12 protein-coding genes are annotated in these 12,793 nt (G+C 43.6%); 2 read left to right on the forward strand and 10 right to left on the reverse strand.

What is annotated here, in order from left to right; genetic code table 11:
* The first annotated feature begins 85 nt into the window (after window positions 1-85).
* On the forward strand, window positions 86-703 hold the full coding sequence (locus tag ACEQ1T_RS13585; RefSeq protein WP_206841235.1) for a TetR/AcrR family transcriptional regulator: 618 nt from the start codon (window positions 86-88) through the stop codon (window positions 701-703).
* A 70-nt stretch (window positions 704-773) separates the two neighbouring features.
* On the opposite strand, the gene ACEQ1T_RS13590 is transcribed toward ACEQ1T_RS13585, so the two are convergent.
* The 10 genes from ACEQ1T_RS13590 to ACEQ1T_RS13635 all read right to left on the reverse strand — a co-directional run bounded on the left by ACEQ1T_RS13590 (window position 774) and on the right by ACEQ1T_RS13635 (window position 11,877).
* Window positions 774-938: a hypothetical protein gene (locus ACEQ1T_RS13590; protein WP_206841232.1), complete on the reverse strand. Its 165-nt coding sequence runs from the start codon at window positions 936-938 to the stop codon at window positions 774-776.
* 2 nt (window positions 939-940) lie between these two features.
* On the reverse strand, window positions 941-2,182 hold the full coding sequence (locus tag ACEQ1T_RS13595; RefSeq protein WP_206841230.1) for a Ger(x)C family spore germination protein: 1,242 nt from the start codon (window positions 2,180-2,182) through the stop codon (window positions 941-943).
* The gene (locus tag ACEQ1T_RS13600; RefSeq protein WP_370223353.1) at window positions 2,179-3,267 is read right to left on the reverse strand and encodes a GerAB/ArcD/ProY family transporter; all 1,089 of its coding nucleotides are present in this window, start codon (window positions 3,265-3,267) and stop codon (window positions 2,179-2,181) included. Before ACEQ1T_RS13600 ends, ACEQ1T_RS13595 begins: the two co-directional genes overlap by 4 nt.
* A gap of 2 nt (window positions 3,268-3,269) precedes the next feature.
* Window positions 3,270-4,796 carry a spore germination protein gene (locus ACEQ1T_RS13605; protein WP_370223355.1) on the reverse strand — a complete coding sequence of 509 codons (1,527 nt, stop codon included), beginning with the start codon at window positions 4,794-4,796 and terminating at the stop codon, window positions 3,270-3,272.
* A 171-nt stretch (window positions 4,797-4,967) separates the two neighbouring features.
* A complete protein-coding gene (locus ACEQ1T_RS13610; protein WP_206841224.1) occupies window positions 4,968-5,666 on the reverse strand; it encodes an ABC transporter ATP-binding protein in 699 nt (232 codons plus the stop codon).
* A gap of 14 nt (window positions 5,667-5,680) precedes the next feature.
* Entirely contained in the window at window positions 5,681-7,141 is a 1,461-nt protein-coding gene (locus ACEQ1T_RS13615) for an ABC transporter permease (RefSeq protein ID WP_370223357.1), read from the reverse strand.
* A 13-nt stretch (window positions 7,142-7,154) separates the two neighbouring features.
* Complete coding sequence (locus tag ACEQ1T_RS13620) at window positions 7,155-8,033, reverse strand: peptidylprolyl isomerase (protein ID WP_370223359.1); 879 nt, start codon at window positions 8,031-8,033, stop codon at window positions 7,155-7,157.
* Window positions 8,034-8,047: 14 nt separating this feature from the next.
* On the reverse strand, window positions 8,048-9,247 hold the full coding sequence (locus tag ACEQ1T_RS13625) for a S1C family serine protease (RefSeq protein WP_370223360.1): 1,200 nt from the start codon (window positions 9,245-9,247) through the stop codon (window positions 8,048-8,050).
* Window positions 9,248-9,518: 271 nt separating this feature from the next.
* Window positions 9,519-11,072 carry a vanadium-dependent haloperoxidase gene (locus ACEQ1T_RS13630; protein WP_370223361.1) on the reverse strand — a complete coding sequence of 518 codons (1,554 nt, stop codon included), beginning with the start codon at window positions 11,070-11,072 and terminating at the stop codon, window positions 9,519-9,521.
* Window positions 11,073-11,472: 400 nt separating this feature from the next.
* The gene (locus ACEQ1T_RS13635; protein WP_370223363.1) at window positions 11,473-11,877 is read right to left on the reverse strand and encodes an MmcQ/YjbR family DNA-binding protein; all 405 of its coding nucleotides are present in this window, start codon (window positions 11,875-11,877) and stop codon (window positions 11,473-11,475) included.
* A 184-nt stretch (window positions 11,878-12,061) separates the two neighbouring features.
* Between ACEQ1T_RS13635 and ACEQ1T_RS13640 the strand changes: the two genes are divergently transcribed.
* On the forward strand, window positions 12,062-12,793 hold a 732-nt coding region (locus ACEQ1T_RS13640), incomplete at its 3' end, for a PepSY-associated TM helix domain-containing protein (protein WP_370223364.1).

Consider the following 12,793-nt stretch of genomic DNA (forward strand, 5'->3'; position numbering starts at 1 on the left):
ACGAAAATTATATGGTTTGATTGACACTATGTCAATGATATAATGTCAGTATAGTTATCAGAAAATGAACGAAGGAATGAAATAAATGAAGAACCCGATCGATCAATTGCCGGCAAGGCAGCAGCAGGCCCTGAAAACACGCCAAAAGCTTCTCCAGGCCGGAAAAGAAGTTTTTCTCGAGAACGGTTTCCAAAAAGCAACCATCTCACAAGTGATCAAAAAAGCAAAAACAGGCTACGGCACGGCGTACGTCTATTTTAAAAATAAAGATGAGCTTTTTATTACCTTAATGGAAGACCTCATGAACCAGTTTTACGAAGTGGCCGAGATGCCCTTCAAGCCGCAGGCCAAAGAAGAGGCCTATGAAAATATAAAGAAGCAGGTCAGGCTGTTCCTGCAGCTGGCTTTGGACGAGCGGGACATGATGAAGGTCGTAAAAGAGGCAATCGGCGTCTCACCTGAGATTGAAGAAAAATGGTACGGAATCCGCGAACGCTTCATCGAGCGCATTTCCGTCGATATCCGCTACGCACAGGCGCAAAGGCTTGCCAAAGAGCACCTTGATCCTGCTCTTACCGCTAGAGGCTGGTTTTATTCCAATGAGATGTTCATGTGGGAGCTGGTGATGAATAAGGAAAAGTATCAGATGGATGACGTGATTGTGAATCTGACCAGAATGTATACGGGCGGATTGTATGAATAATTTAATGCCACAAATAAGGTGCCGGCCCAAAGTTTCCTTTAGGCCAGGCACCTTATTTTCAGGAGATCATCTAACCTGAGTTTAATATTGAAAAAAAAGGAGTTACGGCTATGGCCAGCGCTAAAGTGAACACGGCAATGGAACCAGCCTTATTCTTATTTTGCCAAAGTTTAAACGCAAAACCAGCTGTATACATAAAAACCACGATCATGATTCCCCACGCCAATGCATTCAATTTTAATCCCTCACTTGCTCTAAACTTGGCAATTCACTTTGTCTGCCAAATTCACCAAATTTAATTTTTACAGCAACATTAACCTTCATATTGGGATAAGATTTCATCCAGTCGAACTTTTCGTATTCCGGGACCGTTGAGAAGTGTCTTCTGGCACTCAGCGACCAGCCGAATGGTTCTCCTTTAAATTCTTCTTGTGTTTTAGCAACGAGATCATTCATTTTTTGTGTGATTCTTTCCTCAATATATTGTTTTAACTGGGTTCTCTTCCCTCTATGTTTAGCATAGTTAACCATACTATGATCGGACAATATTTCCATATAAAGCGGGACCGCCACATCAATGGACGGTACTCCATGTTTCAGATTCATTTTTACTTCATTCGCTTCTTTCTGCATAATTCTTGCTGCAATCCGGTATCTTTCGTCAAAAGGGTCAGGAAAAGAAGTTAAAATGTCCGCCTTGACTATCGTATCATTTAAAAGGCCTGAAAGCCGCGTTTCTTCACCTGTAAGCCGTCCAATCATTCTTCCTTCTTTAAAAACAGCTGCCCCTATAAATTGGGTTTTATTTGTTTGTCCTTCGGTTTGAAGTCCCCCTGCAAAAAATTGCTCCTTCTGCTTCCCCTCTTTTTCTTCCTCAGCAGAACCGTATATAGCCAGGAAGAGATTAGCATCCGCTTCAGCAATCCTAAAAAATCTATGCAGATCTGAATCGGGTATAAAACCGGTTTGGATCCCGTGTTCTAATATTAAATTAAAGTATTTATGAATTCTGGTTTCCAATTTAGGGTCATTTTCATTTATAAACTTACTGGCTTCTTCTTTGGTTACGATCAATGGAATGTTTCGTTTAATCTCCCTGTCTTTTGTGGCATCATACATCCATCTGATAAAATCCCCGCTTTTAGCGAAATCTTCAGAGACGATCATAACACTCAATAGATCATAGACTATATCTTTCGCAATAGTAGTGTTTGCCAGGTTCTTTGATGTGATGATGTCACTTGTTTGAAAGGATAAGATTTCCCGCGGGGGTTCATCAGATCCTCCCTGTTGTTTGGATAATTCAGGGTTTGAAATGAGATAAGTTATTTTAATTTCATCCTCTTTTTCCCCCTTATCCAGGCCCACGGCAACCACATAGGCTCTTTTGTCTATACTGATTTGATCCCAGCAGCCGCTTAACAGGAAAATCATCACCAATAAACAGAGATATTTACATAAATGCCCGTATTTCTTCATTTCTTGAATTCCCCTCTTAGTTTTGCCGTAATCCATAATACAAAGGGCAGCCCTAAAAAGAATGGAGTAATAAGGTGGAGGAAATTCTGCCTTAGATTAAAGATCGTAAAAGTTGGGGTTTCCGGTATCATCCCAATGAAAACAAATAACGTCGCCAGTGTCGGGATGATATATTCAAATTGCTTAATGTTGAAAAGGCCTCCAAACAGCAAGGCACAAAGATACAAATAAACGGCAAAGCGAACAAAAGTGGACAGCAGCCAGAAAGGGAAGATAAACATCTCTACATTGGTCAGAAACCCGAATTGAATATACCGAATGGCTTCATGAAAAGGATAATTCATCATTTTTACAGCGATATAATCAAATACCAGCACAAAGCCAAACAGGGCAAAGGTAAGCTCTAAAATAACAAAAATAAATCCCAGCCGTTTCCATTTTCTATAGTCCTTTGAACTTTTTATTAAGGGAGCAATCAGACTGAAATATACAAAGTCTGCAAAAAGAGAGGAATTTGCTGTACTCTCCTTCATAATCTCCCATTTGCCTGGTCCAAAAATAGGACATATAAAATGGATTTCCCCTTGGATATAAATCATGATCAACGCAGCGAAAGCGGAGATTTTGATCCAGAGCAATACAGTCCAGGCGAATGATCCAATATGCTCCAGTCCCTTTTTTGCTCCATACACGGATACAGCCATTAATAGGACATAAATAATAAGTGCGGGTGTTTTCGTAAAATACATAGTTCCGATTATGTCTGTATAAATCGCTGTGTCAATAATAATCGCATAGGATTGAATGCCCCATAATAAAAACAGAATGATAAATCCCATGTATTTTCCAAACAATTTTTTAATGATCTCGACTAAGCTTTTGCCTTCATACAGCGAAATGACTTTTATCAGAAGATAGAGAGGGATGATCCATATCATTCCCATTATTATTGGTGCCATCCAGGCTGCATTCCCTAATCTTTCATATAAAATGGCAGGGGTATCGTCAGCCAGTTTTGTCCCAACAGTCAGGATAATGATTGCGATAAATTCCCTTCCGCCTATTTTTCCCTCTATTTTCTCCATAATCATTCTCCTGATTTTTTCTGTAAGTCATCCGGCTTTAAGTACCCTGGCCTAAATATCTCCTTTTGTATCAGCCTCCTAAAAACCGTATCCTTGGATGATGTATAGGCAGGTGTCATCGGTGCTAAGTAAGGAACACCAAAGGATTTAATAGAAACCATATAAAACAGCCCAACTGAAAATGCGGCTGTCATCCCATAAAATCCGAAGGAAGCAGCTGAAAAAATAAAAAAGAATCTAATTAAACGGATGGCAAAGTTCATACTTATATCTCCAATCGCAAATGAACTTAAGCCTCCCAGGGCAACCACAATGACCACAAGAGGGCTGACTATATTTGCCTGGACGGCGGCTTGCCCTAAAATTAAAGCACCTACGATTCCAATGGTTGGACCAATGGGGCTGGGCACCCGCAAGCCGGCTTCCCGAATCAGTTCAAAAGCAATTTCCATAAGCAGGACTTCCACAACAGAAGGGAAAGGCACGATTTCTCTTGTCGCCGAAATGGCCAGCAACAAATCAGCCGGTATCATCTCAACATGGTAATTGGTTATCGAAATGTATATGGAAGAAATAAATAACGTAATAAATACGGCAAGTATACGCAATGCCCTTGTGAAATTCCCGTATATAAAACGTAAATAGCGGTCTTCAGAGGTATGAAAAAAGGACCAGAATGTAGCCGGTAAAATTAAAGAAGCCGGTGAATTATCCATTAATAAAACAATATAGCCGTCTTCTAAAAATGAAGCGGCACGATCCGGCCTTTCTGTATACAAAATCGTCGGAAAAAGGGTTATATGGCTTTCTTCGAGATATTCTTCTAAAATGGAGAGATTCTGTATAGCATCCACATCAAGTGAATTTACTCTTTCTTTAATCGTGTGGAGCAAATTTTCATTTGCCAGATCTTTTATATAGACGATAAAAAGTTCGTTATTCGATCGCTTGGAGATTGTGGTCGTTTCCACTATCAGATTTTCATTCTTTATTTTCTTTCGGATTAATGAAATGTTTGTGCCTGCTTTTTCATTAAAGGCTTCCTTTGGCCCTTTTATCACAACTTCATTTTCAGCTTTATCAATACCTCTGCCCTGAAAATTATTGGAACTGATAATATATGCTTTCTGATCACCCTCTACCAAAAGTGCTGTATTTCCTGTGTTTAACTCCTTTAAGACATCTCCAATTTCTTCCACAGCAGTTAATGATTGTGCAGAAACAATATCCTTAATTTCTTTAGAAGAACCATTATTTAAAAGTAAAGGCTGGAGGACGTGCTCCTCAATAATCTTCGTATCCGAAATGGTGCTTATATAAAAAATGGCGGCTTTCCTGTTTAATCCGCCAATATGAAAGGTACGGACTTTTACATCCATATTATCCGGAATGGAATAGATCGATTTTAACTTTTGGACTGTTTTATCCAAATCAGGATCAATGTTTTTTTCCTTATGTGAATCTTCCTCTGCTGAAGATTGCACTTTAAATGGAAGATGCTTTCTAAAATAAATACTTTGTTTTTTCATTTTCAGCTCTCCGGACTTTTCTCTCATTGTGCCACTATAAAATAGAATTATGCGTTGAGAATGGGAGTTTGACTTTAGAGAGCAAGGTTAGCTATATAACCTTTCCGTCCAGCTGCTTATTGCAGTGCCATTCAAAAAAGGTGCCTCTTCCCTCAGGAAAAGGCACCTTCTTCAATTCGAAACCAGCTCGGATTCATTCAATGTAACCGTAATACCCCCTTTCGAAAGCTTCACAACCACATCCGAATCTCTCGCAATGTCGGGGTCATGCGTAACCACGATCACGCATTTCCCTTCTTCATGGGCCAGCGCCCGCAAAAGCCCGACAATCTCCCTGGCGGTATCTTCATCCAGGTTGCCGGTCGGCTCGTCCGCCACAATCAGCTCGGCGTCACAGCACAAAGCTCTGGCAATGGACACACGCTGCTGCTGGCCCCCGCTTAATGTAAGCACTTTTTGCCGGGCCTGGATTTCAGAAATCCCAACCCGCTGCAGCATTTCCAAAGCAATTGCCTTTTTGTTTTTCGCAGAAGACCCTGTAATCTCCATCGCCGTCAATACATTCTGCAGGGCTGTCATATAGGGAAGAAGATTATAAGATTGAAAGACAATCGAGACATATTTGTTCCGGAACCGCGTCAGTCCGATCTTTCGGATGTCCTTTCCTTCGTACAGCACTTCCCCCTCTTTCGGAACATCGAGGGCACTGGCCAGTGCCAGGAATGTCGTTTTCCCGGATCCGGACGGCCCAATTATGCTGTAAAAATTCCCTTTTTCAAAACTCACATTAATATTTTTCAAGATATCGTGTTTTTTATTTTCATGTTTATACCAGTAGCTGATATTTTTGAATTCCAGCAATGAACTCATTTTTCCATCTCCTTTTAATCCTGCTTGCTTAGAATGGCTTTTGGCTGAAGGCGCAATACGGTTAACGAAGGCAATAATGCCGACAATGCCGCAATCACGAGGCCAATTAGGGCAAGGAAGCCAAGATCTTCTCCCGTCACCTGTACATTCATTTCATCTACTGTCTCCACTGTTTCCTGAGCCTGCATCATTCCCGGACCGAAGCCGCCCATGCCCCTTCCTCTGAAGGATTCCGGTGTATTGGTCTGTTCCGCTGATGCCAATTCCTGATTCAGGAGCTGGTCGCCAAGCTGGCTCGCCACCACATTGCCGCTCGCTGTGGCAATGCCGAGCGATAACACAGCCACGACTAAAATTTCCGCCATAAACTGGCCTGCGAGTTTCCACCTTTTTTCCCCGATCGCCAGCAGGACGCCCATTTCATACTTCCGCTCACGGATCGACATCATGACGATCAGTCCCAATATGATAGCTCCGGCAATGGATACCAGGTACACAATATTTTTCGAAAATCCGGCTACATTCTCAATAGGGCCGACCATTTGCTGATAAAGCTGATCATCGGCATCAAGCTTGAACGTTTCGAAATCGATGCTGCTCTCTGCTTTTGCCTGATCGATAAAGCTCTGCATATTGGCAGGATCATCTATGTAGTAGATGGCGCTATCGATTGTATTTTCATAGTCAGATCCCTTTAGTGCTGCGCCAGCAGTGTATGGAACATATAGTTTGTTATAAGGATTCAGTGCTGTGAAATCCATTGCCTGATCAGATCCTGCAGAAGCTGTTTGATAGATTCCGATCACTTCAAGCTCCATTACAGCCGTTTCATCACGAGGGTTCGTGACGGTAATCTTATCACCAACACCAAGCTCATTTTCTTCCGCCAATGTCTGTTCAATCAGCGTGACATTTTTTCCAATATGCTCTACTGTGATCCCGGTTCCTTCAACCAGTTCCGAGGTTCCATCCATAAACTCCGCAACCGAGTCTGTAAACGCAACACCCTGCAGGCTGACATCCCCCTGCATCATTCTGCCCGGCATGCCTCTTCCAGGCTCCTGCCCTTCACTGCTTTCCTCAGATGTGTCAGAAGCAGCCGACTCGCTTTCAATCGGCTCAAAATCGGAGGCTAGCCCCGTAGTGGATGAGTAAAAATTATAGCCTTTAATCTGGTCATAAGAAGCCAGTTCCTCTGCGGCTTCAAGCGGGACAGGCACTGACTGGAACCGTACCCTCTCCCCTCCGCTCTGCTGCTGGGACATCGCCTGCTCTCTCAGTTTTTCCATATCTGCCTGCAGGGTGACATCTGCCCCCAGCTTTTGGCGGGCGAGATCACCCGACTTTTCGGCAGCTGTCTGGATCGATAATCCAGCCAGCACTAATACACAAATCACGGTAAATACGAAGATCTGCAGAATACTTTTCCCTTTTCGGGCCTTCACGCTTAAAAACGCTCGTTTTAAAAAATTCATCTCAAGATTCCCCTCAGCCCTCTAAATAATTCTTAATCTCATATTCTTCAAACTTTTCTTCCAGCCAGGCGGTGTATTCAGTCTGCATCTCTGTTTCGAATAATGAATTTTTAACCTCTTCTTTCACATCTTCATAGACTGCTTCTTTTGCTTCCTGCTTTTCTGCGACTTTGATTACGTGATAGCCATATTCGGTTTTAACAGGATCGCTGATTTTTCCCGGCTCCAGCGAGAAAGCTACCTCTTCAAATTCTTCGACCATGTCTCCCCTTCCGAAAAACCCGAGGTCTCCGCCAGCATCTTTGTTGCTTTCATCGGTCGAGTATTCAGCCGCCAGCTCTGCAAAATCGCCGCCATCATTCAGTTGTCCAATGACTTCCTTTGCCGTGTCCTCTTCCTCTACTAAAATATGGCTCGCTGATACCTGTTCCTCCTGGGCAAAGCTTTCTTTGTTTTCGTCAAAATAGGTTTTCATATCTTCTTCTGAAATCTCAATCCTTGGTTCCAGAAGCTTTTTCGTTGCCAGGTAGGATTCGATATCCTCCTCAAAATCAGCCATCGAGAGACCGCTTGATTCGAGTGTCTGCTTTAAAGCATCCTCCCCGCCGTATGACTCTGCATATACAGCCTTTTCCTCATCAATTTCTTCCTGTGTCACTTTCACATTTTCTTTCTTCGCTTCCTGATCAATCACTTTCTCGGTGATAAGCGAATCCAGAAGCTCCTGCCCGTACTGGTCAACGAGACGCTCATGCAGCTCATCCCTGCTGATTTTTTCCCCGTTTACAGTCGCAGCCGCATCATCCTCTTTTATTGTAAAAAAGATGGCTGCCGCTGCTCCGATTGTTAATACACTGCCTAAAATCCAATAGAAAACTTTCTTATTCTTCATCCCGTTCCCCTCTCCTAATTCACTTTCTGATTGCTTGTCAGCGTGACTTCAGCTGTTTTCAATTCTCCCCCCCGGTAAAATTCAATTTTCACCTTATCGCCAATTGAAAAACCGCTGTATAAATGCTTGCGCAAATCTCCTGAATTCGTGATTTGCTTTCCGCCAATACTGACGAGAATGTCCTCTGCCTGCAATCCTGCTTTAGCTGCAGCAGAATCCGGATCTATGTTTGCTACAATCGCTCCGCTAGTCACCCCATCAGGAAGATTGCGCAAATATTGAGGCGGCACTTCGTCAAAGCTTGCCAATCCAACGCCAAGATACGGGCGGATCACTTGACCATTTTCAATCAGCTGATCAATCAGTGTTTTCACTTCATTGCTTGGGATTGCAAACCCAAGCCCTTCCACTCCGTTATCCGCGATTTTCAGGCTGTTGATCCCGACCAGCTGCCCGGCTGTATTCATCAATGCGCCGCCGCTGTTGCCGGGGTTGATCGCTGCATCCGTCTGAATGACATTTAAGTTCCATTCCCCTGCAGAAGTGCTCACTTCAATCGAGCGGTCGACCGCACTCACGATGCCCTGTGTCACCGTTCTCGATAAATCCAGGCCAAGCGGATTGCCGATCGCCAGCACCTGATCGCCGGCTCTCAGCTTGGAAGAATCCCCAAACGTCATGGCTGCAGCGTCTACATCCCCTTTGATTTTCAGCACCGCAATGTCTGTCAGAGCATCGGTTCCAATCAATTCTGCTGTTGCCTTCTCCCCATCATGCAGCGTCACCTGAATTTCGCTTGCATTTTCAATCACATGGTTGTTGGTCACAATGTAGGCCGCATCATCTGTCTTTTTAAAAATTACCCCCGAACCCGTACCGCTTTCAGCAGCTTCACTCGACTGGCTGAACGGATTATTGTTTTGCTGCTGCATATTCACAACGCCGACAATCGCCTTCGAAGCCTGTTCAATTGTATCCGCCAGGGAATTGGATGTGGCAGTTACTGGCGTCACATCAAGATTGGATGAGCTTTCAGCTTGTCCAGTTTCTTCCGGAACCGTTGCCTGCGGTGTGTCTTCCTGGAAATACGGAACGGCTGTCAGCGTAAGCGCCGAGCCCAGCACACCTGCTGCCACGGTTGACAGGAATCCTTTCCATACCGGCTTTTTCACTGCCCGGTTCTCCGTTCTGCTTTCTTCGTTAAACTCTGTCATAATTGAACACTTCCTTCTTAATCTATTTTGAATTGAATTAGTTTTCGTTTGCCTTACAAGTCATACTTTAAATGCCCAATGTGTCAGGAAAATGTCAAAGGCTTTTTTTTTCGAAAAAAACTTGTTCCACTCTTGATAAAAAGGGATTGGCCCAGCAAAACACTTGTTCCTGAGAAGCCATCAAATAAAAGACGCAGACCAAAACTATTATCGAGATCCCCCCCAAAAAAAACACACATGGCGCAGAGGTTTGCACATGTGTGTATAAAGCTTATTTAATCGTTACTTTTTTCCCGTCAAATTTGGTTAGCGTAAAGCCGTTAAAATGCTCATTAAAGGATGAGCTGTAATCCCGCAGGAGCCCAATAGCCACTGCTTCACCAAGCTTTAGCCCTTCTATGCCATCAGAACGCCAATGAACACCTGCTGTGTCTCTGCCAAGGGAAATATTCACACCAAGCTTATTAAGCTCCCCTCCTGCTGTCAGAGGGGTGCCCGGATAAGGAAGCAGGGAGAGTCCATCGAAACTTGCTTCCACCGGATCCGGAATCACAAATGATTCGTTGAAAAATGCTTTAAGGATCGTAACCCCAGCACCTGCTATGCATGCATGGCCGGCAGGGTAGGCTGGATGCGTTGGACAGCCTTCCGGATAAGCCATAGGCAGAAGATAAGATCCATATCTGCTGTAAACCTGAGTAAGCACGCTGGATTCAAGGAGTTCTGAGTGGATCGGGTATTTAGCCGACCCATTCATATGGTTATGAACACGCCCGCCAAATTCTTCGGGACGGAGCCTGCGGTGGACGAGGAACTTTTGAAACCAGGCCGCTTCGAGTGCCATTCTCCCTGCTTTTGTGACCATGTCCAATATATGAGCAGCCCCGAAGGTAATGAATCCTCCCTGGGTAGCCGACTTAAGATAAGGGTTGTGCGCATCGAGAGCAGAGGGCCCATAACTAAGTAAAATTAAACAGGCCGAAAGCGGACATTGAAATGAAAAATCATAATGTACATACTCACCTAAATCACGCCCATTGCGGATATAGCGGGGCACCGGATCTTTTATAGGTTCTTTAGATGAAGAGCCATTTTGTATGTCCAGCCATTCTTCATAAGAAGTCATATGATCAGACCCAGCCAAAGTGGTGCGGTATTTCTGGGGAATGTCTGCAGCACCAAATGGAATGCCCTTCCAAAGAAACTGTGAAATATAGGGACCTGTAAGATTACCTGGAAACTGACTGCGGAACAATGTTTCAGGAGTGACCTTTCCGTTAACTTTCGGTCCTCGAAAATCAGAAAATCCTGATAGTTCAACAGCAGCCTCAGCAATCAGGGGATCACTATCATAGGCCATGAAAGGAATATCCCTTGTAAGTGCCTGCCAGTATAACTCTGCCATTTCTCCCGCCTCCCAGGCGCTGCTGAATGCTGGAGGCTTGGACAGTTTCAATTGATGGCAATCCGGTCCAATTAAATCATATACATAAGAAGCCTGTGGATTGGAAAGCTTCACCTTCCCTCCCATTGGGATCTTTTCGAAATCTTCCGGATTTCCTGACTTTAAAGCTTCCAAATACTGTTCATACGCATCGGATACAACTTCTCCAAGAGAATTGTGGGGAAGCCCTTTAGAGTAGCTGCCTATTTTCCCGGGAAGCTGTTCGTCCCCATTGCATGGATGTTCTTTCGGCGGCAGGAGCAGGTGGGAAGCAGCAGACATAAGGCGGATGCAAAAGGCTGCCTTCATGCGCTTCCACCCAGTTTTAGGAGCTATTAAGCAGCCTTTTTCCTTATCATAGTAAATTTTCTTTTCTTCCATAAAATCTCCCCTGTATCTTTTATTTGGTTTCTTCATGATGATCATTTCATTATATTCACAGGGCAGCTGCAAGCTTGGGTATCAAACTAGAATTCCCCTATTCATTTTGGAAAATGAAAAAGAGGGTTAATGGAATTCTCTCAGAAAAAGAAAATGGATGCCTGATTCCACAAAAAATGCGCAGAGAAACTTTCTCTGCGCATGTCATGAATCCTTTTCAATCCCAAATCGTATTATAATATAACTAACTAAAAAGCGAGGTGTGGAGAATGTTTGTTAAGCTTTTTCATAAATCAAACCGCACAGGTAAAATCGCCATTCTCACAAGTACCATCCTTTTATTAGTAGGCGGATTGACTGCCCTTTTCCTTTAACTGAACCCGGATGATTTGTCTGGGTTTCATGCTACTAGGATGAACTTCCCCCCTATTTTCAAGCTTTTCAGGATAGATTTAGGCGCTGTCCTCAAATAAGCTTCTTTTATCAAGCCTTCTGCCTCATTCCACTCTAGTTCAAGATCGCCGAGGATCGAGGTCCAGCCATGCTGTCCGATATAGGGGGTCTTGAAAAAACGGCTGCCTCCCTGCAATAAAAACTCCTGCGTTTCTTTTGATGTTTTCATGGCAATGGACGGAATGCCCTCTTCGTTTTCTCCCAAAATAACAAAAGGCTTATCTTTCACCCGAAATGAAGTATGTCCAAATTTATCAACCTGTTCGGCGGTTTCAGGAAAACCAATGGCAATCTCCCTTACCTTTGCCAGAACCTCTAAGCTTTTTTGCGATTTCAATTGTTTATGGATCATCTAAAAACTCCCTTGTCTGTTCTTTAATGACACTATTCAACAATTTATTAAGAAATCCTTGTATAAAAAGGAAAGTTTCTGGCAGTTATGATTTTGCCAAAAATTTTTTTCAAAACTTCATTCATTTCTCACATTCCCCTTTTAAGATATGAAAAGAAGATGGACGAAGAGGAGCTTTGATGATATGGAAACGGTTAAAGAAATGACGGATATACAAAAACAGCCGCAGACTAACGCATCACTGTACAGAACGGTTTGGAGATGGCATTTTTATGCGGGCATTATTTTTGCGCCATTTCTTTTTATTCTGGCTGTAACTGGAGCAATCTATTTATTTAAGCCGCAAATCGAGGGTGTCCTTTATCAGGATTACTACGAAGTCACCCCTCAGGGTGAAAAAATTTCTGCTTCACAGCAGATTGAAGAAGTGAAGAAGCTTTATCCGGATGCAGCAGTGACGGTGTACCGTCCTGGGGAAAGCCCCGATCGTTCCAGTGAAGTCGGCATTGTGAATAACGATGAATCGCTTACTGTTTTTATCAATCCTTATACAGGTGAGTCCCTCGGGGAATTAAACAGCGAATACCGGATTATGGATAAAATTGAAGAGTTTCACGGGGAACTGATGGCTGGCACTATGGGAGACCGGGTCGTCGAACTGGCTGCATGCTGGGCGGTTGTGCTGATCGTAACAGGGCTTTATTTATGGTTTCCGAAGAAAACGACAGGCGTGGCTGGTGTGCTTTTTCCGCGTTTGAATAAAGGGAAAAAGACTTTTAGAAGAGATTGGCATGCTGTACCTGCCTTTTGGGTCACAGCAGGGATGCTCTTTTTAATCATGACAGGACTCCCGTGGTCCGGATTCTGGGGCACGAACTTTCAGTCGATGGCAACTAATACCGGGCAAGGTTATCCT

It is taken from the genome of Cytobacillus sp. (genome assembly GCF_964223445.1).
Taxonomy (GTDB): domain Bacteria; phylum Bacillota; class Bacilli; order Bacillales; family Cytobacillaceae; genus Cytobacillus.